The sequence below is a fragment of the Methanomethylovorans sp. genome, assembly GCF_041447285.1.
GTDB lineage: Archaea > Halobacteriota > Methanosarcinia > Methanosarcinales > Methanosarcinaceae > Methanomethylovorans.
In genome coordinates, this window is sequence record NZ_JBGMEB010000012.1 from 90,422 (window position 1) to 117,216 (window position 26,795).

Annotated in this window: 32 protein-coding genes; 27 read left to right on the top strand and 5 right to left on the bottom strand. The window is 40.7% G+C overall.

Annotated features, from left to right (window positions below):
- Nucleotides 1–15: 15 nt before the first annotated feature.
- From ACC612_RS08070 to ACC612_RS08130, 13 genes are all read left to right on the top strand, one after another.
- A complete protein-coding gene (locus ACC612_RS08070) occupies nucleotides 16–144 on the top strand; it encodes a CcmD family protein (protein ID WP_371854011.1) in 129 nt (42 codons plus the stop codon).
- Between the two features lie 7 nt (nucleotides 145–151).
- Nucleotides 152–532, top strand: coding sequence for a cytochrome c maturation protein CcmE (locus ACC612_RS08075; protein ID WP_371854014.1), 381 nt, complete (start codon nucleotides 152–154; stop codon nucleotides 530–532).
- 47 nt (nucleotides 533–579) lie between these two features.
- A complete protein-coding gene (locus tag ACC612_RS08080) occupies nucleotides 580–1,443 on the top strand; it encodes a polyprenyl synthetase family protein (protein WP_371854015.1) in 864 nt (287 codons plus the stop codon).
- 62 nt (nucleotides 1,444–1,505) lie between these two features.
- Nucleotides 1,506–2,696 carry a radical SAM protein gene (locus ACC612_RS08085; protein ID WP_371854017.1) on the top strand — a complete coding sequence of 397 codons (1,191 nt, stop codon included), beginning with the start codon at nucleotides 1,506–1,508 and terminating at the stop codon, nucleotides 2,694–2,696.
- A gap of 199 nt (nucleotides 2,697–2,895) precedes the next feature.
- On the top strand, nucleotides 2,896–3,222 hold the full coding sequence (gene ahaH / locus ACC612_RS08090; RefSeq protein ID WP_371854018.1) for an ATP synthase archaeal subunit H: 327 nt from the start codon (nucleotides 2,896–2,898) through the stop codon (nucleotides 3,220–3,222).
- Entirely contained in the window at nucleotides 3,215–5,176 is a 1,962-nt protein-coding gene (locus ACC612_RS08095) for a V-type ATP synthase subunit I (protein WP_371854020.1), read from the top strand. The genes ahaH and ACC612_RS08095 overlap by 8 nt, the downstream gene beginning before the upstream one ends.
- A 1-nt stretch (nucleotide 5,177) precedes the next feature.
- Nucleotides 5,178–5,429, top strand: a complete 252-nt coding sequence (locus ACC612_RS08100) for a V-type ATP synthase subunit K (RefSeq protein ID WP_371854022.1) — start codon at nucleotides 5,178–5,180, stop codon at nucleotides 5,427–5,429.
- A 46-nt stretch (nucleotides 5,430–5,475) separates the two neighbouring features.
- A complete protein-coding gene (locus ACC612_RS08105) occupies nucleotides 5,476–6,027 on the top strand; it encodes a V-type ATP synthase subunit E (RefSeq protein WP_371854024.1) in 552 nt (183 codons plus the stop codon).
- A gap of 7 nt (nucleotides 6,028–6,034) precedes the next feature.
- Nucleotides 6,035–7,114 carry a V-type ATP synthase subunit C gene (locus ACC612_RS08110; RefSeq protein WP_371854026.1) on the top strand — a complete coding sequence of 360 codons (1,080 nt, stop codon included), beginning with the start codon at nucleotides 6,035–6,037 and terminating at the stop codon, nucleotides 7,112–7,114.
- Nucleotides 7,114–7,416: a V-type ATP synthase subunit F gene (locus ACC612_RS08115; RefSeq protein WP_371854027.1), complete on the top strand. Its 303-nt coding sequence runs from the start codon at nucleotides 7,114–7,116 to the stop codon at nucleotides 7,414–7,416. Before ACC612_RS08110 ends, ACC612_RS08115 begins: the two co-directional genes overlap by 1 nt.
- Nucleotides 7,407–9,143 (top strand): ATP synthase subunit A, encoded by a 1,737-nt coding sequence (locus ACC612_RS08120; RefSeq protein WP_371854029.1) that lies wholly within the window; start codon nucleotides 7,407–7,409, stop codon nucleotides 9,141–9,143. The genes ACC612_RS08115 and ACC612_RS08120 overlap by 10 nt, the downstream gene beginning before the upstream one ends.
- A 1-nt stretch (nucleotide 9,144) precedes the next feature.
- Nucleotides 9,145–10,527 (top strand): ATP synthase subunit B, encoded by a 1,383-nt coding sequence (locus tag ACC612_RS08125; protein ID WP_371854031.1) that lies wholly within the window; start codon nucleotides 9,145–9,147, stop codon nucleotides 10,525–10,527.
- A gap of 20 nt (nucleotides 10,528–10,547) precedes the next feature.
- Nucleotides 10,548–11,165, top strand: coding sequence for a V-type ATP synthase subunit D (locus tag ACC612_RS08130; RefSeq protein ID WP_371854032.1), 618 nt, complete (start codon nucleotides 10,548–10,550; stop codon nucleotides 11,163–11,165).
- A gap of 195 nt (nucleotides 11,166–11,360) precedes the next feature.
- On the opposite strand, the gene bcp is transcribed toward ACC612_RS08130, so the two are convergent.
- Nucleotides 11,361–11,852: a thioredoxin-dependent thiol peroxidase gene (gene bcp / locus ACC612_RS08135; RefSeq protein ID WP_371854033.1), complete on the bottom strand. Its 492-nt coding sequence runs from the start codon at nucleotides 11,850–11,852 to the stop codon at nucleotides 11,361–11,363.
- A gap of 109 nt (nucleotides 11,853–11,961) precedes the next feature.
- On the opposite strand from bcp, the gene ACC612_RS08140 reads away from it, so the two are divergent.
- Both ACC612_RS08140 and ACC612_RS08145 read left to right on the top strand, forming a co-directional pair.
- On the top strand, nucleotides 11,962–13,224 hold the full coding sequence (locus ACC612_RS08140; protein WP_371854035.1) for a diaminopimelate decarboxylase: 1,263 nt from the start codon (nucleotides 11,962–11,964) through the stop codon (nucleotides 13,222–13,224).
- Between the two features lie 70 nt (nucleotides 13,225–13,294).
- Nucleotides 13,295–13,972, top strand: a complete 678-nt coding sequence (locus tag ACC612_RS08145) for an HAD family hydrolase (protein WP_371854036.1) — start codon at nucleotides 13,295–13,297, stop codon at nucleotides 13,970–13,972.
- On the opposite strand, the gene ACC612_RS08150 is transcribed toward ACC612_RS08145, so the two are convergent.
- Complete coding sequence (locus ACC612_RS08150) at nucleotides 13,899–15,065, bottom strand: UDP-N-acetylglucosamine--N-acetylmuramyl-(pentapeptide) pyrophosphoryl-undecaprenol N-acetylglucosamine transferase (protein ID WP_371854037.1); 1,167 nt, start codon at nucleotides 15,063–15,065, stop codon at nucleotides 13,899–13,901. The two genes, ACC612_RS08145 and ACC612_RS08150, sit on opposite strands and share 74 nt — an antisense overlap.
- Nucleotides 15,066–15,232: 167 nt before the next feature.
- Here ACC612_RS08150 and ACC612_RS08155 point away from each other — a divergent pair, with 167 nt between their 5' ends.
- The 8 genes from ACC612_RS08155 (at nucleotide 15,233) to ACC612_RS08190 (ending at nucleotide 21,566) form a co-directional block, all read left to right on the top strand.
- On the top strand, nucleotides 15,233–16,222 hold the full coding sequence (locus tag ACC612_RS08155) for a PHP domain-containing protein (protein ID WP_371854038.1): 990 nt from the start codon (nucleotides 15,233–15,235) through the stop codon (nucleotides 16,220–16,222).
- Between the two features lie 166 nt (nucleotides 16,223–16,388).
- Nucleotides 16,389–17,378: a PHP domain-containing protein gene (locus ACC612_RS08160; RefSeq protein WP_371854039.1), complete on the top strand. Its 990-nt coding sequence runs from the start codon at nucleotides 16,389–16,391 to the stop codon at nucleotides 17,376–17,378.
- 92 nt (nucleotides 17,379–17,470) lie between these two features.
- Nucleotides 17,471–18,622, top strand: a complete 1,152-nt coding sequence (locus ACC612_RS08165; protein WP_371854040.1) for a UDP-N-acetylglucosamine--N-acetylmuramyl-(pentapeptide) pyrophosphoryl-undecaprenol N-acetylglucosamine transferase — start codon at nucleotides 17,471–17,473, stop codon at nucleotides 18,620–18,622.
- A gap of 162 nt (nucleotides 18,623–18,784) precedes the next feature.
- Nucleotides 18,785–19,825, top strand: coding sequence for a permease (locus tag ACC612_RS08170; RefSeq protein ID WP_371854041.1), 1,041 nt, complete (start codon nucleotides 18,785–18,787; stop codon nucleotides 19,823–19,825).
- A 20-nt stretch (nucleotides 19,826–19,845) separates the two neighbouring features.
- Nucleotides 19,846–20,535 (top strand): metallophosphoesterase, encoded by a 690-nt coding sequence (locus tag ACC612_RS08175; RefSeq protein ID WP_371854042.1) that lies wholly within the window; start codon nucleotides 19,846–19,848, stop codon nucleotides 20,533–20,535.
- A gap of 35 nt (nucleotides 20,536–20,570) precedes the next feature.
- Entirely contained in the window at nucleotides 20,571–20,804 is a 234-nt protein-coding gene (locus ACC612_RS08180; RefSeq protein WP_371854043.1) for a thioredoxin family protein, read from the top strand.
- A 12-nt stretch (nucleotides 20,805–20,816) separates the two neighbouring features.
- Complete coding sequence (locus ACC612_RS08185; protein ID WP_371854044.1) at nucleotides 20,817–21,197, top strand: putative zinc-binding protein; 381 nt, start codon at nucleotides 20,817–20,819, stop codon at nucleotides 21,195–21,197.
- Nucleotides 21,198–21,233: 36 nt separating this feature from the next.
- Nucleotides 21,234–21,566 (top strand): carboxymuconolactone decarboxylase family protein, encoded by a 333-nt coding sequence (locus ACC612_RS08190; RefSeq protein WP_298684312.1) that lies wholly within the window; start codon nucleotides 21,234–21,236, stop codon nucleotides 21,564–21,566.
- 28 nt (nucleotides 21,567–21,594) lie between these two features.
- On the opposite strand, the gene ACC612_RS08195 is transcribed toward ACC612_RS08190, so the two are convergent.
- Nucleotides 21,595–21,933 carry an ArsR/SmtB family transcription factor gene (locus ACC612_RS08195; RefSeq protein WP_371854045.1) on the bottom strand — a complete coding sequence of 113 codons (339 nt, stop codon included), beginning with the start codon at nucleotides 21,931–21,933 and terminating at the stop codon, nucleotides 21,595–21,597.
- 171 nt (nucleotides 21,934–22,104) lie between these two features.
- Between ACC612_RS08195 and arsB the strand changes: the two genes are divergently transcribed.
- Nucleotides 22,105–23,289 (top strand): ACR3 family arsenite efflux transporter, encoded by a 1,185-nt coding sequence (gene arsB, locus ACC612_RS08200; protein WP_371854046.1) that lies wholly within the window; start codon nucleotides 22,105–22,107, stop codon nucleotides 23,287–23,289.
- A 147-nt stretch (nucleotides 23,290–23,436) separates the two neighbouring features.
- Here arsB and ACC612_RS08205 read toward each other — a convergent pair whose 3' ends face one another.
- Entirely contained in the window at nucleotides 23,437–23,778 is a 342-nt protein-coding gene (locus tag ACC612_RS08205) for a hypothetical protein (RefSeq protein ID WP_371854047.1), read from the bottom strand.
- Nucleotides 23,779–24,043: 265 nt separating this feature from the next.
- Here ACC612_RS08205 and ACC612_RS08210 point away from each other — a divergent pair, with 265 nt between their 5' ends.
- Together ACC612_RS08210 and ACC612_RS08215 are read left to right on the top strand one after the other, a co-directional pair.
- Nucleotides 24,044–24,943, top strand: a complete 900-nt coding sequence (locus ACC612_RS08210) for a DUF1616 domain-containing protein (RefSeq protein ID WP_371854048.1) — start codon at nucleotides 24,044–24,046, stop codon at nucleotides 24,941–24,943.
- Nucleotides 24,930–25,763, top strand: coding sequence for a lysostaphin resistance A-like protein (locus ACC612_RS08215; protein ID WP_371854049.1), 834 nt, complete (start codon nucleotides 24,930–24,932; stop codon nucleotides 25,761–25,763). The genes ACC612_RS08210 and ACC612_RS08215 overlap by 14 nt, the downstream gene beginning before the upstream one ends.
- Before the next feature lie 198 nt (nucleotides 25,764–25,961).
- Here ACC612_RS08215 and ACC612_RS08220 read toward each other — a convergent pair whose 3' ends face one another.
- On the bottom strand, nucleotides 25,962–26,234 hold the full coding sequence (locus ACC612_RS08220; RefSeq protein WP_371854050.1) for a hypothetical protein: 273 nt from the start codon (nucleotides 26,232–26,234) through the stop codon (nucleotides 25,962–25,964).
- A gap of 165 nt (nucleotides 26,235–26,399) precedes the next feature.
- On the opposite strand from ACC612_RS08220, the gene ACC612_RS08225 reads away from it, so the two are divergent.
- Nucleotides 26,400–26,756 carry a hypothetical protein gene (locus ACC612_RS08225; protein WP_371854051.1) on the top strand — a complete coding sequence of 119 codons (357 nt, stop codon included), beginning with the start codon at nucleotides 26,400–26,402 and terminating at the stop codon, nucleotides 26,754–26,756.
- The last annotated feature ends 39 nt before the right edge of the window (nucleotides 26,757–26,795 follow it).

Sequence of the window (26,795 nt, forward strand, 5' to 3'; positions counted from 1 at the left end):
TATTAGGGTGATAAAATGGAAGCTTTCCTTATTGCCTTTTTTATAACATGGATAGTTATACTTTTATATGTCCTCTATGTGATGAAGACTTATTTCCAATTGCAGCGTGAACTAAACATACTTAAGAAAGTGGGCAGGAATTGAGAGAGGTATGGAAAAACAACAAAAAACTATTGTAGCTATCCTATTTGTAATACTGGTTGCAGTAATAGGTCTATGGGGACTCGATTTGTCCCAAGGTTATTCTATGGTATCTCAACTAAAAAATGACCCCCAGACACATATCGGAAATGAGGTCAGTACCATGGGCATCATAAAGAATGGAACTTTACAGGTGTCACCAGGTGTAATTACTTTTTTACTGGTAGATGTAGAAGATCATGTTTCAGAGGTAGAGGTGGAATATACAGGTGATCTGCCTGCTACTTTTGCTGAGGGGCAGGGCATCAGTTTAACCGGAACCATGGTCTCTGCTCAGAAAATAGAAGCACATCAGATTGTGATGGGTTGCCCTTCTAAATACACTGAGTAATAATGGTAACGCTAGATAGTAAAAACAAAATCGTGGAAAGATGAAGTATGAGAGTAGAGGATTTCGAAGAGTACAGGCAGATCAATTTAGCGCTTACTGATCTTATCCAGGGTATGGATGACTCTTCCTATATGAAGAAGATGTTAAATCATGTATGCAGCTCAGGTGGAAAAAAAATAAGGCCTCTGATTCTCATGCTTTGCACAGAGGTATGCGGTGGTGACAAGGACAGAAGTATCGATGCTGCACTTGCCATTGAACTGATACATTCTGCTTCTCTTGTACATGATGATCTTCTTGATGGAGGTATACTCAGAAGGGGAATGCCTTCAGCACATGAAAAATATGGAATTGCTGCCGCACTACTTTGTGGCGATTTCTTAATATCAAAGGCAACCACACTTATTTCTACTTATGGGAATGATGCCGTTTATGAGTTTGGCAGTGCAGGAATGCACATGGCAGAAGGGGAAACAATTGATATTGGAAGTGTGGATTCGGATTTCATGCAGAAAAACTATTTCGAATGCATAAATAAAAAAACAGCTTCTCTTTTTGCATCTAGTGCGGCTATCGGTGCTTACATTGCAGGATATGGTAAGGACGAGGCTATGAGGTTCCACTCTTTCGGGGAAAACGTGGGCATAGCTTATCAGATAGTTGATGATCTTCTTGAGTTCCTTGATGAATTGGATGACAAAAAATCCACACAAGAATCGGTTACGTTGCCTCAGATATACAGTCGTACTATGGGACGTGATGAAGCAGTACAAAGGACTATTGCAGAGGTTCACAAGTATGTGGGATTTGCCAAGGAGCTCTTAAGCACTTTCAGACCATGTGAGGCAAGGGATAAGCTGCTTCTTATCACAAATCATATCACAGTTGACCTGCTTCCCAAAACGACATAACTCTCTAAATTGCATATGATTTTTGTCTATCATTTCAATTATTTTAATTTCAAGGTGAACGGATGCGAGTATACGATAAATCAGTTATCAAGATAAATGCTGAGATTGAAAATGGAAAAGTAGTGCTTGAAAGCGAAGGAGCATTAAATCCAATTGCAAAACCTATCATAAATAGGATCAATAATATTTTCCAGGATGAGAAGCCCATATATGTTGGCGATGAGAATTTAATATTTTCAACCTGGGTACCTCCTATACCAGGTGAGGTTTTCAACAGGCTTATCAATGCAGAAATAAGTTCGATACTCAAAAAAAGGGTTCCAGATCAGCTATCTATTGGAATCACTGCCAGGTGCCCTAATAATTGCATACATTGCGGCGCAGCCGATATTGTAACTAAAAGTGAGCTTACTATCGATCAGATCAATGGTGCGGTATCTCAGTCTATAGATCTTGGTTCTTACTATGTTTCTTTTGATGGAGGTGAGACCATGATGCGTAATGATCTTACTGAAATGGTACAGGCTGTGGACAAGACCAAAGCCATTGCTACTTGTTTTACTTCTGGATTCAGACTTACAGAAGAAAGAGCTAAGGATTTGAAAGCTGCTGGTCTCTATGCAACTCATATTAGCATTGATAGTCCCCGTGAAGAGGAGCATGATCGGGTACGCGGCCGCAAAGGGGCTTTTAAGGACAGTTTGCAGGGAATAGAAAGTACTCTGAAAGCGGGCATGTTAGCTGACATGTTCGTAGTAGTTTCTCCTCATAATATTGACGAACTTGAGGATTTCTACGGGTTTGCTGAAGACCTGGGCATGCATGAATTGTCAATATATGAGATAGTTGCAGTGGGTCGCTGGATGGAACATGAGGATGAGGTAATATCAGATTCTGATGTAAAGATGCTGGGCAGGTTCCAGAAGGAGAAGAACAGGAAAGTCGGAGGTCCAAGGGTAACAGCTCTTCCATATTTTATGGGTCCTGACCAGTTCGGCTGTTTTGCTGGCAGAAGGTGGATGCATGTTACAGCAGGCGGGGATGTTCTTCCATGTGCATATACTCCGCTTTCTTTCGGGAATGTGGTTGAAGAAGGCTTGGATGTTATATGGAAACGCATGGGGCAACATGAAGCATATAGGAAGAATGCTGAGTTTTGTAAGATGCGAGACCCGACTTTCAGGGAAAAGTACATTCATATTATTCCCAAAGATGCTTCTTTGCCGTTGAGGATGGACAAGCTCCGACAGTAAGATTCTATTTTACAATTTCGGAAAATGGGCTTCTGTATCGGTTTAATGTGCCAGATAACATAAATATTTATATTATGTTAATAAAATACATTTGCAGTAGGCGCACATAAAACCGAATACTTTATATTCAAAGTTAGAATACTGTGGTTATCTTATCATATCAAGCGAATTGTTAATCACCTTTGCATGAGGATTATGCATGGCTAAAGATACAATCTTATCAGAAATTAAACAAGCAGAAGCCAATGCACGGAAGATGGTGGATGGTGCCTTAAAGGAAAAAGCTGAACGTACTGCCAAAGCCCGTGTTGAAGCTAGGGAGATTGTCAAGCAGGCCGAGGTGGATGCTCTAAAGTCCGCTCAGAGCACTCTTAGGTCTGCAGAACACGAACTCGCTTCCGAAAAGGCGAAGATCATCGGAAAAGGTAATGAAGAAGCTGCCGTTATTGCAACAAATTCAAAGGCAAAAGTAGATAAGGCAGTAGAGAACCTCATAAGTGAATTCGAGAGGGCAGTACATGCTTAAACCAAGGCAGATGAGTCGTGTTCTTGTAGTTGGTCATAAGGACATTCTTGAAAAGACTGTCAATGCTCTTTACAAGACCAATCTGTTCCATATCGAGGACTTTATTGAGGATGAATCTAGCCTGAAAATAGGTAAACCCTTTGGTGATGTAGATACTCTTTCACAGAAATTGATCAAGATAAGATCTATTGCGACTTTTCTAGGAATAAAGGATGAAGCTTGCAATGCTCAAAAAGTCGATTCTTTGATGCAAAAGCTTAATCCTACTCTGGAAATGTTGGAAAAAGAAGTATCATCAAAAACCGAAAAGAAGGTTGAATTCGAGTCCAAGATCAAGGAATTGGAATCGCTAAAGAAAGACATTCTTCCTTTCACTGGAATTCCTCTTAACCTGGATTTGTATCGTGGCTATGAGAGTTTAGCTGTTTTTGCGGGTGCTGTTAAAGGGGAAATGGAGAGTGAAGTCTCAAAAATTACCAGGTCTTATGAGATTTTCTCAGATTCCAAGTCTGGCTCTATTGTTCTTTTTGTTCCTACTAAGTATGCTGATGAGGTTTCCAGATCTTTGTCAAGCTTTGGATACAGGGAACTTAAAGTTCCGGATGTAACTGGTATGCCTTCTGAGATTCTTTCAATGGTAGAGAGTCAAAAAGAGAGTCTTTTGAAACAGATAGAATCAATAGATTCAGATGTTGTGGCCTTAAAATCTAAATATCTTGACTTCATTCAGGCAAGTAATGAGGTACTTTCTATTGAGGCGGCTAAATCTGAGGCACCATTGCGCATCGCCACTTCTGAAAGTACGTTTTTAATAGATGGTTGGGTTCCTTCTGATTCATACAAGTCTCTCGAAGAAGATGTCACCAAAGCTACTAACGGACGTGTTTTTGTCACCCAGCAGGAAATTGAGCACAAAGATGAGCCAAACATACCTGTTGAATATGATAATCCTAAGATTGTCAAACCATTTGAAGAGATCATGAATCTCTATTCCCGTCCCAGGTACAAGGAACTGGACCCAAGTGCAATAATGTTTCTAAGTTTTCCATTGTTCTATGGGATGATCCTTGGTGATGTTGGATATGCGCTTATCTTGTTTGTCCTTGCTCTCTTGGTCAAAAAGATGGTAAAATCCGACGCTGTAAAGCCTTTGATGAATATTCTGATCTATTGTCAAATATCAACGGCAATATTTGGTCTTCTGTATGGTGAGTTCTTAGGTTTCCCTCTTGCTAGTTTAGAAGTTCATGAAGGGCTTGAAACCGTAATCGAGCCAGGTCTTATTCCGGGCTTTTCAACCATTAATTTGTTTGCATCTCCTATTGGTGGTGAGATGATCACATACCCTGTGCACAGAACACATCTTGTTATGACCCTAATAGTGGCTACTGCTCTAATAGGTCTTATACACTTCAATATAGGGTATATCTTGGGATTCATTAACGAAAACAAGAAACATGGATTTTCCGCAGCTTTACTTGAAAAAGGTAGCTGGTTAGTTATCGAAATTGGTATCCTTCTTGGTGCTCTTGGATATGTCAATGTTTTGCCTTCAGCAATGACCTACGCAGGAATTCTCGTATTCTTGATAGGTTTTGTTATGTTGCTTAAAGGCGAAGGTATCAAAGGACCTGTTGAATTACCATCCTTGTTAAGTAACTCTCTCTCTTACACTCGTATTATAGCTGTAGGATTATCATCTATCTACATTGCATCTACTATCAATAACATCGTATTTGAGATGATGTGGCCTGATTCTTTCGGGATTATGACAGTGTTTGCAATATTAGTATTTATATTCGGACATGGTTTAAACACCGTCCTGAGTATTATAGCCCCCGGGCTGCATGCCCTTAGGTTGCAGTACGTAGAGTTCTTTGGAAAGTTCTATGAGGGTGGCGGAAGAAAGTACAATCCATTTGGATATATAAGAAAATACACGGAGGAACAATAAAATGGCAGATATAGCAACAGCAGCAACAACAGCAACAGTATTGTTTGACGCAGCAGGAATGAAGGCAATTGGTGCAGGACTGGCAGTAGGTTTGACCGGCATTGCATCAGCTATTGCAGAAAAAGAAATTGGTACTGCAGCAATAGGTGCAATGGCTGAGAACGAGGCACTTTTCGGTAAGGGTCTTATCCTGACCGTTATTCCGGAAACCATCGTTATCTTCGGTCTCGTAGTTGCACTGTTGATCAGCTAAATAATTTAAGGGCACATTTGCTCTTAAATTTTTCAAGGTGTTGAGCATGGGACTTGAAACTGTTGTTAAAGATATCATGGATACTGCCGAAGCTGATGTGTCCAAGATAAAAGCGGAAACTGATTCTGAAGTTTTGCAGATCATCGAAGAAGCCAAAGATAATGCCAAGCGTATACTTGGAGAAAGTCTTGCAAAGGCTGAAGATGATATCAAAAAGATGCGGCAGCAAGAGATATCCAGTGCGAATCTTGAGGTGAAACGCACTTTGCTCAATGCACGCAAGGAAATACTCGAAGAGGTTTATAATAGTGCTTTTGGAACTGTATCTTCCTTATCTGAAGCAAAAAATAAAGAATTGCTGAGTGCAATCATTACAAAGAATGAAGCACAGGGTAAGAAGATATTTTCAAACGCGAAATCCGAGAAGCTCGTCAGGGAGTTATCTTCACTGGAATATGCAGGGAATATCGACTGTGCCGGTGGGGTCATCATCGAGAACGAGGAAGGAAATATCCGTCTGGACTATACCTATGATGTTATCCTTAAAAGCGTGAATGAGCGGTCTTTGAAACAGACATCTGACATCTTATTCGGGTGATTCATATATGCGGCTTTTGCAGAGATTAAAGCGTGGGGTCGATAGTGAAAAGTCACGGCCTAAGGGGCATTCTAATTATGCATATACTACTGCACGTGTACATGCAATGAAGAGCAAGCTGCTTCCTAAAGAAACTTATCCGCGGCTCCTGAACATGCAAATTGATGAAATCACCAGATTTGTTGGAGAACTGGAATACAAAGAGGATGTTGATGAACTTGCAAGGTCGTATGCTGGTGTTGATCTCATCGAGCATGCGCTGAACAGGAACCTGGCTGTGACCTTCACTAAACTACTGAATATTTCAGAAGGTGAAGTTAACTTCCTTATCTTCCAATATCTTCAGAAATATGACATCTGGAACATCAAGACTATTCTTCGTGGGAAACATTGCAATGCTTCTACAGAAGATATACTGGAGGCAATTGTTGCAGCAGGCCGCCTTACTTATACTTTCTTGTCAGAATTATCTGCTAAGCCCACTCCTGAAGATGTTATTTCATCTCTGGCACAAAGCGAATACTATTCTATCCTGAAAGATTATGACGGTAAGAATTTGTCAGAGATAGAGAATCGTCTTGATATGAAGTATTATGAAGATCTGTTCAGAGCCATTGGTGAGCCAAAGTCTAAAGACAGAAAACTCTTCAGTGAGTTTGTCAGGACAGAAATTGACATCAAAAATTTGACCACTCTGTTCAGGCTCAAGAAATATAGACTTACCAGTCCTGATATGATGACTCTCATGATTGATGGCGGCTTAAAGCTTAAGTTAAAAGACATAGAGAAAATGATGCCATTGTCATTTGAAGAGTTCGTCACTGGACTTGCAAATAGTCCTTACTGGGATGATATTTCTGACTGCTGCTCTCCAAAGATGGATTCTTTCGTAGATCTAGAGGCAAAGCTAAAAAAATTGAGATTAAAAACTTCGGTAAGTTTCTCTCATCTATATCCTCTCTCCATCGTGATGATCATGGACTATATTCTGGGTAAACAGAATGAAGTCAATAATCTGCGTATGATTATTCGTGGGAAGGCAGTTGGTCTAAGTGATGAGGAAATAAAGAATCAGTTGGTGATCTGATGGAACTTGCAGTAGTAGGCAGCAGCGAGTTTGTCACTGGATTCAGGCTGGCTGGAATAAAGAAGATCTTTGAAGTTAATAACCATGTAGAACTTGAACCTACTGTAAGAAAGGTGCTTGAGGACAGGGATATTGGAATACTTGTATTGCATGGAGATGACCTGTCCAGACTACCGGAGATGTTGAGGGACACGATCAATGAATCTGTTGAACCGACTGTTGTTACTCTGGGAGGTAGTGGTCAAAGTTCGAACTTAAGGGAAAAGATAAAACAATCGGTAGGTGTAGATCTGTGGAAATAAAAGGTGAAATTTATCGTGTGGCCGGACCAGTCGTTACTATTACCGGTATCAAACCAAAAATGTATGACGTGGTCAAAGTTGGTCATGAAGGATTGATGGGTGAGGTCATCAGAATTGAAGGTGACAAAGCCACAGTTCAGGTATATGAGGACACATCTGGAATCAAGCCAGGTGAACCCGTGGAAAACACAGGAATGTCCCTCTCAGTAGAGCTTGGTCCAGGTCTGCTGGAAAGTATCTATGATGGTATCCAGAGGCCTCTGAAGGTTCTCCAGGAGAAAATGGGAGATTTCATTCAGAGGGGTGTAACTGCAAACGGACTTGACAGGGAGAAAAAATGGGATTTCAAACCCACTGTCGCTAAGGGCGATAAGGTAAAGGGTGGAGAAGTTATCGGTCTTGTACAGGAAACCGAGAACATCGAACACAAGATCATGGTCCCTCCAAGAGTTTCAGGCACAGTGGCTGAAATAAAGGCCGGAAAGTTCACTGTAGATGAAACCGTTTGTGTACTTACAGATGGTACTGAACTGCAGCTGATGCAGAAGTGGCCTGTCAGGGCACCCAGACCAGTAAGTAAGAAACTCTTACCAAAGACTCCTCTTATCACCGGTCAGAGAATTCTCGACGGACTTTTCCCGGTTGCAAAAGGAGGTACTGCCGCAATCCCCGGCCCATTCGGTTCAGGAAAGACTGTTACTCAGCAGCAGCTTGCTAAGTGGAGTGACACTGATATTGTGGTCTACATCGGTTGTGGAGAACGTGGTAATGAGATGGCCGATGTTCTTAATGAGTTCCCAGAACTGCAGGACCCAAAGACTGGCCGTCCGCTTATGGAACGTACTGTGCTCATCGCAAATACTTCCAACATGCCGGTGGCTGCCCGTGAGGCATCAGTATACACTGGTATCACCATTGCAGAATACTACCGTGACATGGGATATGATGTTTCCCTTATGGCAGATTCCACTTCAAGATGGGCAGAAGCTATGAGAGAAATCTCCTCAAGGCTTGAAGAAATGCCTGGTGAGGAAGGTTACCCAGCTTATTTGTCAGCAAGACTGTCAGAGTTCTATGAGAGAGCAGGTTATGTAAAATCTCTAGCAGGAGTGAATGGTTCTATTACGGTTATCGGTGCAGTATCTCCACCTGGTGGTGACTTCTCAGAACCAGTTACACAGAACACTCTGCGTATCGTAAAGGTTTTCTGGGCTCTTGATGCCAAGCTTGCACAGAGGAGGCATTTCCCATCTATTAACTGGCTTACCAGTTACAGTCTTTACAGTAACTCACTTGCAGGCTGGTTCAGTGAGAACGTCGCTCCAGATTGGAATACTCTCAGGAACAATGCAATGGACTTGCTCCAGCGTGAATCCGAACTGCAGGAAATTGTGCAGCTCGTGGGCTCCGATGCTCTGCCGGAAGACCAGCAGCTGGTATTGGAAATATGTCGTATGATCCGTGAATATTTCCTTCAGCAGAATGCATACCACCCTGTGGATACTTACTGTTCATTTGATAAGCAGTACAAGTTGTTGAAAGCTATATCCAAGTACAGTGACATGGCCTCAGCTGCTCTTGAAGCAGGTGCTCCAATGAAAAAGATTCTATCCATGGAATCAAAGGATGATCTTGCAAAGGTCAAATTCGAAGAGAACTTTGACAAAGCACTTGATGAGGTCCTGAAGAAGATGGATTCTGAGTTCGCAAAGCTTGGAGGCAATTAAAATGACCAAGGAATATAAGACTATAGTAGAGATCTCAGGCCCTCTTGTATTCATCGAAAAGACCGAACCAGTGGGTTACGGTGAACTTGTGAATATCAACCTGCCAGATGGTAGTACTAAGAGAGGTCAGGTACTTGATACATCAGCTGACATAGTAGCTGTACAGGTCTTCGAAGGTACTGGTGGACTCAATGAGGAATCTGGAGTAGTATTTACCGGCGAAACAATCAAATTACCAGTTTCAAAGGACATGTTAGGCCGTATCCTTTCAGGATCTGGTGAGCCTCTTGATGGTGGGCCGCGAATAGTTCCGGAAGACAGGATCGATGTTAACGGTGCATCAATGAATCCTTATTCAAGGATGCCACCTGAGGAATTCATCCAGACCGGTATTTCCACGATCGATGGAACTAACACACTTGTGAGGGGACAGAAACTGCCTATCTTCTCTGGTTCAGGTCTCCCCCACAATGAGATTGCTCTGCAGATAGCAAGACAGGCAAAAGTGCCAGGTTCTGAAGAAGCATTCGCAGTAGTGTTCGCTGCAATGGGTATTACCAATGAGGAAGCACAGTACTTCATGGAAGACTTTGAGAAGACTGGTGCACTTGAAAGAGCAGTGGTGTTCCTAAACCTTGCAGATGACCCAGCAGTCGAGCGTATTATCACTCCAAGGATGGCTCTTACCGCAGCTGAGTATCTAGCATATGAGCATGATATGCACGTGCTTGTTATCCTTACAGATATCACCAACTACTGCGAAGCATTGCGTCAGATGGGTGCTGCCCGTGAAGAGGTTCCAGGACGTAGAGGTTATCCAGGTTACATGTACACTGATCTTGCATCCTTGTATGAGCGTGCAGGTGTCATTAAAGGCAGAAAAGGATCTGTTACACAGTTCTCTATCCTCACCATGCCTGGTGACGATATCACTCACCCCATCCCTGATCTCTCTGGGTACATTACTGAAGGACAGATCGTGGTTTCAAGGGAATTGCACAGAAAAGGTATCTACCCTCCAATCAACGTGCTGCCTTCACTGTCCCGTCTGATGAACTCAGGTATCGGTGCAGGTAAGACAAGGGATGACCACAAAGCAGTTTCCGACCAGATGTATGCAGGATACGCAGAAGGTCGTGACTTAAGAGGCCTGGTGGCTATCGTAGGTAAAGAAGCATTGTCTGAGAGGGACCAGAGGATCCTTGAATTCGCAGATCTGTTCGAAGACAGGTTCGTGCGTCAGGGAAGAAACGAAGACAGGTCCATCGAGGATACGCTGAATGTTGCATGGTCTATTCTGTCTGAACTTCCGGAAGCACTGCTTACAAGAGTAGACAACAAGTTCATAGAGAAGTACCACCCTGCTCATAAGAAGAGCAACTAAAGGGAATCTGGTGAACGAACATGGGCGTAAAGGATGTTAAACCAACCCGGTCCGAGCTCATAGAGCTCAAGAAGAAGATCAAGCTCTCTCAGAGCGGTCACAAATTGCTTAAAATGAAGAGAGATGGTTTGATCCTTGAGTTCTTCGATATCCTTAGCAAAGCAAAGGATGTTAGGTCAGAGCTGGACAAAGCCTATGAAGTGGCTAATAAGAAGATAGGTCTTGCAAATGCTGTTGACGGTATCATTACTGTCAAATCCACAGCTTTTGCCTTGGAGAACATTCCCCAAATTGAACTTGAAAGCAGGAACATAATGGGTGTCGTGGTCCCCAAGATCGAATCTTCCAGTGTACGCAAATCCATAGAAGAACGTGGCTATGGTATATTGGGAACTAGTTCCTACACCGATGAAGCCGCAGACGCCTATGAGAAGCTGGTGGAGAATATCATTGTGGCAGCAGAGATCGAGACTACTATGAAGAAGCTGCTCGATGATATCGAAAAGACCAAGCGCCGTGTCAATGCTCTTGAGTTCAAGGTCATACCTGAAATGCAGGAAGCTATGAACTTCATCAGGCTCCGTCTGGAAGAGATGGAAAGAGAGAATACGTTCAGACTCAAGAAGATCAAAGGATAAGATTCTTATATATGGGATCTGGAAACCCAGAAGATGATCGGCCCAATATGGTCGATCGTTTCTTCACGCAGCTAGGAAAACCTCATAACCTGGCAAGAATTTTAAGATGGGCATGGATCATCTCACTATTTTTGCTGGCAATGGGTTATATTCTTATCTTTTCATATCTGTCTGGCAAATTAGACATTTAGGAAATCATTTTTTTTCTATTTTTTTTACCGATCTCAATTTTCCCAGCACTATCTGTGCATGTTCCTTTGTTTTTACATTGTCCCAAATACTCACTATAATGCCTTTTGGATCAATAAGGAATGTTGTTCTTACAGTACCCATGGATTCCTTTCCCATGAATTTTTTCAGGCGCCATACATCGTACAGCTTGTGAACAGTAACATCTGTGTCTGAAAGGAGAGTGATCCCCAGTTCCCTTTTCTCAATGAACTTCTGATGAGATGCAATGCTGTCTTTGCTTATCCCAATGATCATTGCTTCTTCTTTTTCAAATTCAACTTTAAGCGAAGTGAAATCCTGTGCTTCTTTTGTGCATCCGGCAGTATTATCGCGAGGGTAAAAATGCAATACTAGCCATTTACCTCTCAGGTCTTTCAAACAGATCTCTTCATTATTCTGGTCTGGCAGGCAGAACAAAGGTGCATCCTGACCTTCTGAAAGTGAATTATTGGACATTGTATCTTCCTATATTTCCCAATGAGTATTTATCTAAGCAGGTATAGTTAGTTCCAATTACCGTTATATGACGGTTCATATACAGCCTTTTTGGCTTTGAGGGTAGAATATGGTATCTAAAGCACTCCCTTTCACAAAAGAAAAGATCTCTGAGATTATTGCACAATATCCTACACCTTTCCATCTATATGATGAAAAAGGTATCAGGGAGAATGCCCGCAGGCTCAAGAAAGCCTTTGGCATATTAGAGGGTTTCCAGGAGTTCTTTGCTGTGAAAGCTCTTCCAAATCCATATATCATGAAAATTCTCAAGGAAGAAGGTTTTGGAGCTGACTGCAGTTCTCTGCCCGAGTTGTTGCTTGCAGAGAAGACTGGAATCGTGGGCGAATATATCATGTTCAGTTCCAACGACACTCCTGCAGAAGAATTCAGGAAGGCAAAGGAACTGGGTGCTATAATAAATCTTGATGATATTAGCCACATCAAATTCCTGGAAGATGGGGCAGGTCTGCCGGAGCTTATATGTTGCAGATATAATCCGGGTCCTCTTAAGGAAGGCAATGCAATAATTGGAAAGCCTGAGGAAGCAAAGTATGGTTTTACCCGTGAACAGCTCTTTGAGGGCTACAGGTACATGCGGGATAAGGGTGTGAAGAGATTTGGTATGCATACAATGGTGGCATCCAATGAGCTGAATCCCCAGTACTTTATAGAAACTGCAAAGATCCTTTTTGAACTCATAGCTGATATCTCCAGAGAACTTGGCATAAGGTTTGAGTTTGTAAACCTTGGCGGAGGTATTGGCATACCATACCGTCCCGATCAGGAGCAAGTGCCTTATGATGTCATTGCCAGAGGTGTAAAGGATGCGTACGTAAAAACCATTGAGGCAAATGGTTTAGCTCCTCTTAAGATCTATCTTGAGTGCGGACGTGTCATTACCGGGCCATATGGTTATCTGATAACCACTGTCAGGCACATGAAACACATCTACAAAGACTATGTAGGCACGGATGCATGCATGGCCAACCTCATGAGGCCGGGAATATACGGTGCATATCATCACATAACTGTCCTTGATAAGGAAAATGAGCAACCGACTTTCAAGTATGATGTCACTGGTTCTCTTTGTGAGAACAATGATAAGTTTGCCATTGATCGCATGCTTCCTGAAGTGGAGCGTGGGGACATTCTGGTGATTCATGATACGGGAGCTCATGGTTATGCCATGGGTTTTAACTATAATGGTAAACTGCGCTCCGCTGAGATCCTGTTAAGAGCAGATGGTAGTTTTGTACAGATACGCAGAGCTGAAACCGTAGATGACTACTTTGCAACGCTGGATTTTGAAGGGCTTCAGAAGTTCATCTAAATATTCTACTTTATTTAGCTGGGTATTCATTTCCAGCACTTTTATATATTCTATTCTGTATCTATATAGCATGAAACACGCCCTGATTTTTGATATGGATGGTGTGCTTGTAGACTCCATGCATCTGCATGCTGCTGCTTGGAAAATGGCTTTTTTGGAGGAAGGGATAGCTATATCCCAGGATTCCATTTACAGGTTGGAGGGTGCGAATGATAGGGGAATTATTGATAACATCTTGCACCATCAGGGTATTTTCGGTTCTTTTGACTCTTTTTCTTCAATTGCTGCCAGAAAACAGACTTTTTTCGATATAAGGAATGTCAAACCCTTTCCAGGCATTACTCATTGTTTGGAATTGCTTTCCAAAGATTACTTACTTGCAGTAGTTTCAGGCTCAGACCGCAATGCGGTTGATGGTATATTAGACCGTCATTTCAGCGTCCATTTCAATGCAGTGGTATCGGGTGATGATGTTGTTAAAGGAAAACCCAATCCTGATCCATACTTAAAAGCATTGGAATATCTTGGAACAGATCCTGAAAATTGCATTGTTTTTGAAAATGCTCCTTATGGTGTCGAAGCTGCAAAAAAGGCAGGCATATATTGTATTGGTATACCTACCTATGTTGATCCTCAGCTGCTGAAAATGGCAGATAAAGTATTACGGAATCATATTAGCTTGATGAAGTATCTCCATCTTTTGTTGCAACGTGGACCAGAAGATCCTTTTCCAGTAGTTTTCTCATGAAAACAGTACCTTCCAGGTCAGCTGCCATTATTTTAAGCATATTAGTTCTTTCTTTAATTTTTTTGCTGGCAAGCACCTCTTTGATAGATTTAAGCAATGAATCAGCAGACACTTCGTAATCCATTCTTTTTCCATAATTCATTTCATCAATTAATTGTGCATTGTTTTCCTGTTCTCTTTGTCCCCTATCTGGAAATACCAGCATTGGCACTCCATAGCTCAGTGTTTCCATGGTAGTTCCGTGTCCACAGGCACTGATAACAATATCTGCACTCTTGTAGTAGGGGAAAGGGTCAGATATGAAATCCTGCACTTCCACGTTTTCCGGTATTTCTGTTAATTGCGCAGGACTTATGTTAGGGCCCGTAACAATAGTGTACTGAATGTTTTTATCCAATTTTGCTGTGGAAATGACTTTTTGCAATATGGGATACCTATAACCGAATCCGCCTATTATGCACAGTACATTAGGATGAACAAGATTTTTCCCGGTTGTTTTTTCAGGTGTTTTGCGTATAATAGGCCCACTGTATTTGATCCTTGCCTGTACTTTTCCAGGGAAGGAGAGATTATTCCTGCAAACAGTGTAAGGAGAAGGGAAATCAGGTACTATTATAGCATGCGCAATAGTATACACTTGCTCATAGAATCTCTTTGTGATATTTCCAAGTAAGCTCATGAGAAAGCCTTTTTCCCGGAAGAATTCTACCATATTTGATTGGTTGGCTATTACATAGATGGGTATCTCTTTCACGTGAGCTGCTAATATTCCCAGATAGTATCCATCTGAAATAACAGCATCCGGCCTTAAACTTTTCACCATTTTAAAAACGTGGTACATTCCTGCAATGTCAATTACGGACAGGGTACACTTTATGGAGCTCTTCAAGTCGAATCCTCCAGAACTTCCAACTAGCCGGAGTTCCTGTGGTATCCTGTATACTTTGTATGCTTCTTTTTCCGCAAGTTCCTTTGAGTAACCATATGCTCCGAAATAGACTTCATGGTCATTAGCCATAAGTTCCTTCCCGATGGCAATACATCTGCCAGTGTGTCCTAACCCTTCGCCACACATGAATATTAGGAATTTCATCAATATCCCCGCGGTAAGTATAAGCTTTAGTTAATCTCCTGGCATATAGTGTGTTCACCAATAAAATATATAGTTATTAGAATTACTATATTCTATAAAGGGGATATATTTATAAAACTTGTTCTAACTTAATCTATATCTTGGTGACAAAATAAGGATGTGTGAATTTGCACAAAAAAGCACGTTTCTCCATGAACAAAGTGCTTTCATCTGACAAAACGATGGAGTTGATGGATGAAGGCTGGCAAAAAGCGGATCTGCATGTACATACCAGCTGCTCATATGATGTTCCTAAGTGTAGCACAGTTCATCCACAAAGACTTTTTGAAAAAGCCCTGTCAAGAAATATGGGTTATGTGACGTTTACAGATCATGATACTGTAGAAGCTTTCGACATGTTAGGATGGAAAAAGGAAAGACTGGTTCCGGGAGTGGAATTGTCTGTTACCGATATGTGCAATGTGGGGCACACTGTACATATAAATGTCTTTGAGCTTGACAAAGAACAGTTTCAGGATATGGAATTCATAGCAACAAAGCGGCAGGATATCTTTAGCCTGATTGATTTTATGAATGACAATGATCTTCTATACATGTACAATCATCCTTTCTGGTTTGCTGTAGGGGAAAAGCCAAATTTACTTGCGGTTCCGGAACTATCAAAACATTTTCCTGTAATTGAATATAACATGCAGGACCTTAAACAGAAGAATCTGTTTTCCATGGCACTTGCCCACCGGTTCAGAAAAGGTATGGCAGTTACAACAGACAGTCATACCGGTGGTATCGGAGCTGTCTACACAATGGCAAAAGGTGATGATTTCAGAGAATATTTTAAGAATATCAGTAAAGGTAATTATTATCTTGTCATGGATGGGCCTATCTGGAAACATATTACTCAAGAGCTTAGCGCCTGGATAGAACTTGTTTTCAACATGGATAGGATATCCCAACATGAATTTTCTACAGGTGTCAATTTATTAGACAGGGCTGTAAAACTGATCTTAAGTGAAAAGCTAACAGAACATCCGAATGTTAACCTATTTACAATGAGGTCAATTCAGAAATTGTCCACATCCGGTTTGCCTTTTTTCCTTTACACATTGTCAAAAAGGTCACAGGTTTCTGAGATAGAAAAGATGATGAGCATTTATTAAGACAAAATATGGAAATTCATCATTTTTAAAATTGGTGAATAACAGAAGTAAATTTATCCTTTTTTCTTTTACCTTCTCCCGGGAGCAATAATTCCCAAGGTTAGGTATTTATGCATTGAAACAATTTTAACACTGAATAATAATCAATTATTCGAGTGTGTGGACATTGAGCAAAGATATCCGATACTCTCTTAAAAAAGTCATTCCTTCGCAAAAAGCTACTGAATTAAATGAAGGTTGGAAACGAGCTGATCTGCACGTGCATACCAGTTGTTCCTATGATGTTCCTGGGGGTAAATCAGTTCACCCGGAAGTTTTGTTCAATAGGGCAGTTTCGAGAGGAATGGACTATATTACTTTTACTGATCATGATACAGTAGAAGCCTTTGATATCCTGGGATGGAAAAGGGACATGCTCATTCCAGGGGTTGAGTTATCAGTTACTGATCTGGAGAATGTAGGTCATACGATACATGTGAATGTATTCGAACTGGATAAAGCGCAATTCAGAGAAATGAAATCTATAGTTACAAAGCAGCATGGTATTTTCATGCTTATTGATTATCTAAAGGAACAGGATCTTCCATATATGTACAACCATCCTTTCTGGTTTGCAGTGGGAGAAAAACCAAACCTTTTTGCTGTTCCTGAAATTGCCAGGCATTTTCCTATTATTGAATATAATATGCAGGACCTCGAGCAAAAGAATCTTTTTGCCATGTCTCTAGCGCATAGTTTGGGTAAAGGCATGGTTGTTACTACTGACAGCCACACAGGCAGCATCGGATCTGTCTATACTATGGCAGAAGGTGATACTTTCAGAGAGTATTTCTCAAATATCTCTAAAGGGAACTATTACCTTGTCATGGACGATCCTGTGTGGAAGCATATAACTAAAGAGTTAGCTGCATGGGTTGAACTTGTCTTTAGTATGAATCAACAGGAAGGGAATGAATTCTTCACCGGCGTAAGGTCCTTAGACAAAATTATCAATTTTATCTCGACAGGTAAGATAACTTGCTATCCTCATCTTAATTATCTTACAATGCGTTTCATTCAGAAGTTCTCTATGTCAGGTATACCTGTGCTACTATATATTCTCTCTAACAGATCTCTGGTGTCAGATATTGAAAACGTGATGAGCTTTTATTTTTAGTTTTAACACACTGTTTTCCTTATTACTTCCAAATTCACTTTCTTCAGACGCAATTATTTTATGCTAAATTGATTTAAGTACACTGATTTTTTATGAGAACTCTGATACTTGTTTGTGGTGAAGGTCTTGGACATACAAGCCGTTGCATTGCTCTTGCAAAAGAACTTGTATCTGCAGGTCATGAAGTTCACTTTGGAGCTTATGGATATTCTCAGGAGCTAATAGAAAGAAAGGGTTATGCTGTAACTGCTATTCCCTCTGAGATCACTCTTGTGGGGAATACTGGAACTCTTGATCTTAAATCTTCTATCCTCAAAACCATAAAAAAAGGCAGTTTCTTTGGGATTCTCAACATAAAAAAGCTCATTAAAAAGTTTCATCCCGATGTGGTAGTTTCAGATGGTTATTTTACTGGTATTTTGGCTTCAAAGCTTATGAAAAAACCATCCTATCTTATAATGAATCAGTCTAACATGGAGGAGTTCTTTATGGATAGGGGTATTTCTGGCAAATTCCTTGCTAAGATCGTGAAAAAATTCTATTCAAGAGTTTTCAAGATAGTCGATGGCATTATTATTCCTGATTATCCCATGCCTTACACTATATGCAGGAAAAATCTCAGTTTCAGTGACAAACTGAAAAAAAAGGTATTCTATAGTGGACCTGTGGTTGGTAAGGCTTATGGGGAAGTTATGCCAGCTCAGGTGCAGCACCCTCATATACTTTCAACAGTAGGTGGTTTTGGTTACAGGTCTCCTCTTTTTCTCAAGGTCATCAAGGCTGCTGAAATGTCTCCTGATCTACATTACACTCTGCTTACAGGTCCGAGTGTAGACTCTGATAAATTTACAGATCTGCCTCACAACGTGAAGATGCTACAGTTCATAAATGACCAATTCCCTTGTATTAAAGCTTCTGAAGTTCTCATTGTGCCGGGAGGGCATAGCACTTTGATGGAAGCCCTGAGTTTTGGTATTCCTGTGCTGTCCTTTCCTGACATAGATCATATAGAGCAGCAGAACAACGCTTTGGCAATAGAAGAAAATGGAGTAGGGTATCGTCTTGATTATTCCACATCTTCTGAAGTGATACTGGAATACATAAAAGAAATAGTCTATAATGGAGAATTCGTAGACAATGCACAATCTATGCGCCAATTATCAGAAAATCTAAATGGTGCTGCAGCTATCTGTAAATTGCTGGAGAAAGGTACTTTTTCTGGCAAGATAGATCATAAACAGTGATCATTGAACCAACGATCATTAAAGTCTGTATCTGTACTGAATTGTTGTTTTGAATTATTTCAAATACTCATGTTTCTTTAGTTTCTTCTGTTTATCAGTAAAGTTCAAATTATTTTGAAATACTAAGCTTTAAATACAATGATTCAAATATATTTGAAATACATGACTCAAGATTATCTCATACATCTGCTAAATGTTGGCCTGCAATCTGTGCAGGAATACCTGGCATTGCATGTACTACTATGTCTGATTCCGGCCTTTTTCCTGGCTGGTGCAATAGCGTCACTCTTTTCAAAAGAGTCTGTACTAAAGTATTTTGGTGCTGAAACACCAAAATATATCTCTTACTCCGTCGCAGCGATTTCTGGTTGTCTCCTTGCAGTATGCAGCTGTACTGTACTCCCGCTGTTCGCGGGAATTTATAAAAGGGGGGCTGGAGTTGGACCAGCTACTACTTTCCTATTCTCTGCACCTGCAATCAATATTTTGGCTATTGTTTATACTGCAAAGATCCTGGGCTATGATATCGGGGCTGCCAGGGCAGTGGGTGCGATTCTTCTATCAGTGGTCATTGGATTGATAATGCATACCATATATGAGAAGAAAAATGGTGAACACAACGGTATCAAGACATTTAACGCAGAAGAGCACTCTCACACTGTTCAGCTTTTCCTTCTGCTTCTGGCAATACTTGTGATCCCTGAAATAATCAAGTCCTGGAAAGCTCTTGCTTTGGTGGAGATCTCTCTCATAGCTGCTACAGTATACCTGTCTTTCAAGTGGTACACTAAGGAAGAACGAGTGAGCTGGATGCAAGAGACTTGGTTCCTTGTAAAGATGATATTTCCGTTGTTGCTTGTGGGAGTATTCTTTGCAGGCATCATTGTAGAGTTGCTCCCTTCTGAGGTTGTAGTGAAACTCGTGGGTGGTGACAACGTGCTGTCTTATTTCATTGCTTCTCTAAGTGCTGCTCTAATGTACTTCTCCACACTTACGGAAGTTCCTATTATCAATGCTCTTACTTATCTTGGTATGGGAAGGGGTCCTGCTCTTTCAATGCTGCTCGCAGGTCCTGCATTGAGCCTGCCCAGTATGATCGTTATCAGCAGGATCATGGGTGTTAAAAAGGGACTTTCATATATAGTGCTGGTAGTCATAATGGCGATGATTTCGGGAATTGCATTTGACTATTATGTGCTTTGACTAGAATAAGAGGTTGATATATGCGGTTATTGATAATTTCAGACATCCATGGAAATAAAGAAGCTCTGGACGCGGTCATGGCTGTATCTCATGATGAAGTTATCTGTCTGGGAGATATTGTGGATTATGGTCCTTCTCCGGGCGAGTGTATCGATGTGCTGCTGGACCAAAAAATCCCTACTATTATTGGAAACCATGACAATGCAGTGGCGTTTAGGATGGATTGTGGGTGTGGCTACGCGTATAAACACCTCTCTCAATCAACCAGGGAGTACACATGGAATATCCTGAACACTACTCAGCTGGAGTTCCTTCGCGAGCTTCCTATGGACCTTAGAAGGGAGGAAAACGGAAGAAAACTCTATTTTACTCATGGTAGTCCCACATCTTTCTACGATTATATCAAACCCGACACTTCCGAAGATACAATAAAGGAATTTATAAAAGGAGTAGATGCAGAGTTCATATTTGTGGGCCATTCGCATCTTCCTTTTGTAAGGAAGGTCTCAGATGTGACATTGGTGAACCCGGGTTCAGTGGGCCAGCCCAGGGATGGAGATACTCGTGCAAGCTGCGTAGTATTTGATACAGATTCATTCCAGGCTGAAATAATTCGGATCGACTATGATATGAAAGTGGTCTTCAATAAGATCAGAAAGAACATGCCAAATGCAGATGAATTGATAGCAATATTGAAAAGAGGTTACTAAGCTATTTTTTATACAATAGTTCGAAAGGTGATTAAATGAAGATAGAAATACTTGGTTCAGGTTGTGCGAAATGCAAGAAAACAAAAGAAATTATCGAACAGGCAGTTACAGAGCTTGGCATCGATGCAGAGGTTTTGAAAGTTGAAGATATTAATGCCATTCTTAACTATGGTGTAATGGTTACACCTGCTGTTGTAGTTGATGGTGATGTAAAGGTAGCTGGCAAGGTTCCAAGTGTTGAGAAAGTAAAAGAGTGGCTCTCTAAATAAAGGCGATTTATCATGGAAGAAACAGTAAAATGCGCATGCGAAGCTGCAAACATTGGTCTGTATGCATGTTCAGGCGCTTCTAATGTAGGGCAACTGGCAAATAGGCTGGCTATTGAGCTCACTAAAAATGGAAAAGGTAGGATGATGTGCACAGCAGGCATTGGAGGGAGGATCCCTGGTATAATGAAGTCTACTGAAGGCACAGATGTGATCATTGCCATTGATGGCTGTTCTCTTAACTGTACGAGAAGATCACTGGAACTTGCAGGATTCACAGTTAATACTCACGTTGTGTTAACAGAGCTGGGTGTAGCAAAGAACAAGCAGCTTGATGTTGATTCAAATGAGGTAAGTGAGGTATTGGTTAAATTAGACAAAGTTTTGGGAATCTAGAAAGGTATGCGTACATAGAATGAACAGGTGAATAAGATGAGAATGTTAGAAGAGTTTTTCCCGGAGTTTGCACAGAAGCTGGATGAAATCGATGAAATATACAGGGATAAGAGGACCATTGACGAGAAAACATATCAGTTCATATGCTTTGCTCTTTCCATAAAAGCCCGTTCAAAACCTTGTGTTTTAAAGCATTTCAAAGGTGCTCTTGAGGCAGGGGCAACTGTAAAAGAACTTACTTATATCCTGGCTTTGACAATGCGTGAAGCTGCAGGAGCTGACGACTGCTGGACTCATGATGTCATAGGCGAATGGAAAGAGATCCTTAAAGGCAATGTATCCTGCTGTTGCGCAGGAGATAAGGATTAAGATTCAAAATTGATTTCTCTTTCTTTTTTTACAATTGTCTATTGCTGCTTAACATCAGGCGTATTTCAGGTTTTAGTCTATAATACGTGTATCTGGAACTTCTATAAGAGTCAACAAGTTCATTTTCTTTCATAATTGATAAATGATGAGATACAAGGTTCTGCTTTTCCCTTAGCAGATAAACTAATGCTCCTACACAATACTCTTGCTTTAATAGGTGATAAGCTATCTTTAATCTGAGGGGATTACTTAATACTTTGAATATATTACACAGATTGCTGATCTCATTTTCATCTATACTTGCTTCATTTTCCAATTCATGCTCCCATTCTTCTTTAAGATCTTTGTCAGCCGGGCAACACTTCATGATGCTCAAAAGAAAACTGGATGCTATATAAGCATTCATATCAACATGTTTTGATATTAGGGTTGTACTGTTATATTTGCAGAACGCATAATAAATATTGGAGATTTTTCAGTTTCACTTGAAAAATGGGGAAATATAAACAAGCATTTATCTGAATAAGGGAGCTTGAACATGGTAGCAGAAGCTTGTATTACTAAAGAACCTAAAGGTTTGGGTTCTTTTGAACGGTACCTTACTATATGGGTTATTCTGTGTATCATCGCAGGTATACTGTTGGGGAGATTTGCTCCAGGTGTAGCTTTGTATCTGGACAGTCTATCTATTTATGTCGGTGAAGCACCTGTGGTTTCGATACCAATAGCTATCTGTTTATTCTTTATGATGTATCCCATCATGGTAAAGATAGATTTTGGGGAGGTGCTGAAAGCTGGGAAGGCTATGAAACCGGTGGGTCTTACGCTGTTCATCAACTGGGCAATAAAACCATTCACCATGTATCTTATTTCAGTATTTTTCCTAGGTACGCTTTTCCTGGGTTTCATCGGTCCGGAGGCTACGGACCTTGTTAAAATGCCTTTTGGTCTTGACCTGCCAGTAGGTGCAACTTATGGTGAAGGTACTGTTGTGATGTCAGATGGCGTGAAAATGCTTGAGATCCCTCTGTGGCGTAGTTATCTGGCAGGCTGTATCCTTCTGGGCATTGCTCCCTGCACAGCAATGGTACTTGTCTGGGGTTTTCTTGCAAAGGGCAATGATGCTCATACTCTTGTGATGGTAGCTATTAACTCGCTTACGATGCTGTTCCTTTACGCTCCCCTGGGAGGATTTCTGCTTGGTGTGGGTAAACTTCCAGTTCCATGGCAGGCATTGGCTCTTTCCATAGGTATATATGTAGCTCTGCCGCTTGCTGCCGGATATGTTTCTAGGAAGCTTATCATTAAAAGCAAAGGGGAAGCGTGGTTCAACACAAGTTTTGTGCACCTTCTTACGCCTGTGACTATCATAGCCTTGCTGATCACGCTTGTCCTGTTGTTCAGTTTCAAGGGAGAAACTATCCTTTCACAGCCTCTGACGATCCTATGGATAGCTATTCCTCTGTTCATTCAGACGACATTCATTTTTCTGCTGGGGTATGTCCTATCCAAAGTTTTGGGTCTTAGCTATAAGGATGCTGCTCCTTCGGCTATGATTGGTGCATCCAATCATTTTGAAGTGGCAATTGCGACTGCAACCATTCTGTTCGGCCTGTCATCAGGTGCTGCGCTTGCAACTGTAGTAGGTGTGCTTATAGAGGTACCCGTCATGCTCATGCTGGTAAAGTTCTGCCTGAGGACAAAAGGTTGGTTTACAAGTTGATATCAACCTTTTTTCATTTTGAGTTACCTTAAAACTCCTCTACTGTCATTGATTTGTGATATGCCATTGTAAGCATCAATGATATCAGTATTTTTCAATGAAAAAAAAGTAATAAATAGGGGTAGTTGAAGGATCACAATAACAAGATTATTTTGAAGTTTTCCTTAAATTTTTCATTTTTTCAAGTTCTGCTTCAAGTTCCTGGATTTTGAGTTCGTCAATCCGATCTTCGAGATTTGCAAGTTCCTTGTCAGCATTTGAAACTGTATTGCGTATCTTTTCAACAACGTTCTTCTCCAGGTTTAGCCGTTGTTTTTTTGTTTCACTGACCAGGTCTTCCATTAATATCTTTCCCTCTTCTTTGCTGAGGGCACCTGCTTCAACCCTTTCCTTAACAAACTCTCTGACTCTTTCTTCAGACAATGCTGCTAATCCTGCACCTATCAGTGCAGCTGCACCAAGAATACCCACTTTTGTCATTTTATCCATTATATAATCCCCATATTTTTTGTAACTTTAGTTTGTACTTCACTTTTAATTAGGAGGTATAATTACTACAATATAAATATAATGGGGTGCATCTATTCGAAAAAACTCCATTTATTGTATTTAGATGTCGTCCACTTTATGAAGAGTTAAATTCTAAAAAATAAAAAGATAATAGGTAAGTATAATTTGATTTAATCATTTAAGTATCTTTATTATAGCTACTTAGAAACATTCAATTACTATGAATTACATCACGGGGATAGCCATGCCAAATAAAAGGACAATTTCTGTTGACATTCCGATTGTTGCTGCTCTAGTATTGCTTACGGATTTATTTATTCTCGTACCAGCGTTAGCAGCTACTCCCATTCGTTCGGTGCTGGGTTTGCCCATGGTACTGTTCCTGCCAGGATATGCTTTGATAGCTGCTCTTTTTCCAGGAAAAGATGATCTTGATGGCATTGAACGGCTGGCACTGAGTTTAGGTTTGAGTATTGCCGTAGTGCCATTAATAGGTCTTGGACTTAACTATACTCCTTGGGGTATAAGGCTGATCCCTATTTTGGTTTCGTTATCGGTCTTTACTTTCATTATGTGTTTAGTTGCGGTTTACAGAAGATCTAAGCTTCCCTCAGAGAAAGCATTTTCACTTTCTCTGGCTGAAGTGTATGCTTCCGTGAAAGCACCTGTAAGCAGTCAGTCAGAGTCTAAGTTAGACCGTGTTCTTACGATAATTCTTGTCATCGCTGTCTTGGCATCGGTAGTTGCGTTAGTTCATGTTATGGTTACTCCAAAACAAGGAGAGAAATTCACTGAATTCTACATCCTTGGAATGGATGGTAAGGCAGACAATTATACTACTCGTTTTGCTTTAGGTGATAATGGGCAGGTAATCGTGGGCGTTGTAAACCACGAATATGAAAACGTAAAATATAGTATGGATATCAGGCTTAATAACGAGTCTCTTCCTGTTCCATCTAATGTTCAGAGTTTCACTTTGGATGACAATGCAACATGGGAACAGCCAGTGACATTCACTCCTAATTCTGTTGGTAATAACATGAAATTAGAGTTCCTGCTCTACAAGAACGATAACTTGACAGTTCCTTATAGGGATCTTCATCTCTGGGTTAATGTAACGAGGGGTGCCAATGCAACCGAATGAAGATAATATTTATGTTAAACGGGAGGAGCATGATTTATCCCGTGTAGCCAGAAGATCGGTACTTCCTGTTCTAGCTACAGTTTTACTCATTGGAATTGCTGAGATGTTGATGTTTTCAGGAATAAGGGGAGCAGCAATTCTATTTCATATGTTAATTCTTGTTGTTGTGTCCATAAGCACTGTTCGTATCAAAGATAAGTATGTAACTTGGGCCCTCCAGGCTCTTATGCTGTTGCCTCTGTTACGGCTGATCAATTTCTCCATGCCCATATTTTCAGAAATGGTACTGTATCGCTATTTCTACATCTATATTCCTATGTTTGTACCTATATTTCTGATAATCAGGCACCAAAGTTTTTCTCCTGTACAGCTCGGTCTTTCTTTCAAAAGAATAATTTTATATTTGCCTCTCTCACTGGTAATTGGGTTGCTAATTGCAGAAGCTGAGTATTTTATTATGGGTCCCGCTCCTATCGTGCCAAACATGTCTTTCTATAACCTGGTTGACGTTGCTTTGATCATGGTCTTTTGCGTAGGTTTGGTTGAGGAACTTATGTTCAGATCTATTCTGCAGACGAGGCTTGAAGGTGTATTTGGTTCCACACTGGGGCTTATTGTAGCTAGTTCACTTTTTGGCCTTATGAGTTCTGTTTATGGTACAGTGGCTGAAATTCTATTTGCGTCCGTGGTAGGTCTTATACTGGGTTACATGTTCAGTAAAACCCGCAGTTTACCTCTTGTTGCTCTTACTCACGGTTTGGTTAATATCTTCCTTTTTGCCATCATACCTTTGCTAGGTCCAGGGCTTGGGATAGCCTAAATGAGTGTTCAATGGCTTGCAGACGGAATAGGCTTTGTGGTAAGGTAAAGCTTGTTTCGCCAAGTCATACATATTTTTCTGATACTCAAAACCAAATTAGTCCACACTGCACTTCTGAAAATGGATCTCTAATGGAATTTATGGCAGTAGTAAACCCAAATAAAAAAGAATACTTCTGTGCGCTCAATTGCACATAATTCAGATCATTGCAATTATCTTGTAAACCACAATTGCAGCAAAGCAAACTACCAGTGGCATTATGCTCATGTCAAGTGAACACTCGATTGCACTGTTCCATTTTGTGGATGCAGCTAACATCAGCTTTGCAGCAAGTAATGTTACTAACGCAAAAATCGCAAGAACTCCATATTCTGGAAGTCCCATGGATGTGGTCATCGATGTTACCCCAGTATTTGTAGTGGTAGACGCTACTGCACTTGCTAACGCCACAGATGCTATAGATGTTAACATATTGAGATGTTCTTATTCCTTCTCACTATATATATCTTTTCTACTGTAAATATGCCATTATCCAGTGATGCAACTATCATCTAATATGATTGTGACTTCTATTTCTTTTGCAATATGGCATGATAGAAAACCATTTATTCATAGCAGGTAAATATATTACTACTCATGGCAAATATCCACGATAGGACCAAATCTAACTTGTATGGTATCAAAGGGTTACATAATGTTCATTCATGGAATGGTCTTGCTATCCATATTAAGAACAGTTCTAGGGTGCAAAGATGCGAGTTTTTCAGTACATGCAAGTCTAATCGTAAGTCTAATTCCTGTAATTTCTCTATTAAAAGACAGGATGCAATCTATATGTTAGCATCAGAATTCAATGTGACATTGGATCTGGCTGAGAAGCTTATCGATACTTTACTTGACATGGGTAATGCACGGGCTCTGCGCTGTGTAAAAAATGAGCATGATCCTTTTGATGAAGGTACAAGGATGCTAGTTTTCTATGAGGAACTATAATTCAGGATATCAAAAAATTATTATGTATCTAAGTTCATC

Excerpts from the sequence above, each read along its gene's own strand:
- ACC612_RS08170 (WP_371854041.1), top strand. The coding sequence starts at position 18,785 with ATGACTCAAGATTATCTCATACATCTGCTAAATGTTGGCCTGCAATCT.
- arsB (WP_371854046.1), top strand. The coding sequence starts at position 22,105 with ATGGTAGCAGAAGCTTGTATTACTAAAGAACCTAAAGGTTTGGGTTCT.
- ACC612_RS08095 (WP_371854020.1), top strand. The coding sequence starts at position 3,215 with ATGCTTAAACCAAGGCAGATGAGTCGTGTTCTTGTAGTTGGTCATAAG.
- ACC612_RS08145 (WP_371854036.1), top strand. The coding sequence starts at position 13,295 with ATGAAACACGCCCTGATTTTTGATATGGATGGTGTGCTTGTAGACTCC.
- ACC612_RS08070 (WP_371854011.1), top strand. The coding sequence starts at position 16 with ATGGAAGCTTTCCTTATTGCCTTTTTTATAACATGGATAGTTATACTT.
- ACC612_RS08190 (WP_298684312.1), top strand. The coding sequence starts at position 21,234 with ATGAGAATGTTAGAAGAGTTTTTCCCGGAGTTTGCACAGAAGCTGGAT.
- ACC612_RS08220 (WP_371854050.1), bottom strand. The coding sequence starts at position 26,234 with ATGTTAACATCTATAGCATCTGTGGCGTTAGCAAGTGCAGTAGCGTCT.
- ACC612_RS08185 (WP_371854044.1), top strand. The coding sequence starts at position 20,817 with ATGGAAGAAACAGTAAAATGCGCATGCGAAGCTGCAAACATTGGTCTG.
- ACC612_RS08180 (WP_371854043.1), top strand. The coding sequence starts at position 20,571 with ATGAAGATAGAAATACTTGGTTCAGGTTGTGCGAAATGCAAGAAAACA.
- ACC612_RS08080 (WP_371854015.1), top strand. The coding sequence starts at position 580 with ATGAGAGTAGAGGATTTCGAAGAGTACAGGCAGATCAATTTAGCGCTT.
- ACC612_RS08130 (WP_371854032.1), top strand. The coding sequence starts at position 10,548 with ATGGGCGTAAAGGATGTTAAACCAACCCGGTCCGAGCTCATAGAGCTC.
- ACC612_RS08205 (WP_371854047.1), bottom strand. The coding sequence starts at position 23,778 with ATGGATAAAATGACAAAAGTGGGTATTCTTGGTGCAGCTGCACTGATA.
- ahaH (WP_371854018.1), top strand. The coding sequence starts at position 2,896 with ATGGCTAAAGATACAATCTTATCAGAAATTAAACAAGCAGAAGCCAAT.
- ACC612_RS08195 (WP_371854045.1), bottom strand. The coding sequence starts at position 21,933 with ATGAAGTGTTGCCCGGCTGACAAAGATCTTAAAGAAGAATGGGAGCAT.
- ACC612_RS08165 (WP_371854040.1), top strand. The coding sequence starts at position 17,471 with ATGAGAACTCTGATACTTGTTTGTGGTGAAGGTCTTGGACATACAAGC.
- ACC612_RS08215 (WP_371854049.1), top strand. The coding sequence starts at position 24,930 with ATGCAACCGAATGAAGATAATATTTATGTTAAACGGGAGGAGCATGAT.
- ACC612_RS08150 (WP_371854037.1), bottom strand. The coding sequence starts at position 15,065 with ATGAAATTCCTAATATTCATGTGTGGCGAAGGGTTAGGACACACTGGC.
- ACC612_RS08100 (WP_371854022.1), top strand. The coding sequence starts at position 5,178 with ATGGCAGATATAGCAACAGCAGCAACAACAGCAACAGTATTGTTTGAC.
- ACC612_RS08075 (WP_371854014.1), top strand. The coding sequence starts at position 152 with ATGGAAAAACAACAAAAAACTATTGTAGCTATCCTATTTGTAATACTG.
- ACC612_RS08210 (WP_371854048.1), top strand. The coding sequence starts at position 24,044 with ATGCCAAATAAAAGGACAATTTCTGTTGACATTCCGATTGTTGCTGCT.
- ACC612_RS08125 (WP_371854031.1), top strand. The coding sequence starts at position 9,145 with ATGACCAAGGAATATAAGACTATAGTAGAGATCTCAGGCCCTCTTGTA.
- ACC612_RS08140 (WP_371854035.1), top strand. The coding sequence starts at position 11,962 with ATGGTATCTAAAGCACTCCCTTTCACAAAAGAAAAGATCTCTGAGATT.
- ACC612_RS08110 (WP_371854026.1), top strand. The coding sequence starts at position 6,035 with ATGCGGCTTTTGCAGAGATTAAAGCGTGGGGTCGATAGTGAAAAGTCA.
- ACC612_RS08225 (WP_371854051.1), top strand. The coding sequence starts at position 26,400 with ATGGCAAATATCCACGATAGGACCAAATCTAACTTGTATGGTATCAAA.
- ACC612_RS08085 (WP_371854017.1), top strand. The coding sequence starts at position 1,506 with ATGCGAGTATACGATAAATCAGTTATCAAGATAAATGCTGAGATTGAA.
- ACC612_RS08115 (WP_371854027.1), top strand. The coding sequence starts at position 7,114 with ATGGAACTTGCAGTAGTAGGCAGCAGCGAGTTTGTCACTGGATTCAGG.
- ACC612_RS08105 (WP_371854024.1), top strand. The coding sequence starts at position 5,476 with ATGGGACTTGAAACTGTTGTTAAAGATATCATGGATACTGCCGAAGCT.
- bcp (WP_371854033.1), bottom strand. The coding sequence starts at position 11,852 with ATGTCCAATAATTCACTTTCAGAAGGTCAGGATGCACCTTTGTTCTGC.
- ACC612_RS08175 (WP_371854042.1), top strand. The coding sequence starts at position 19,846 with ATGCGGTTATTGATAATTTCAGACATCCATGGAAATAAAGAAGCTCTG.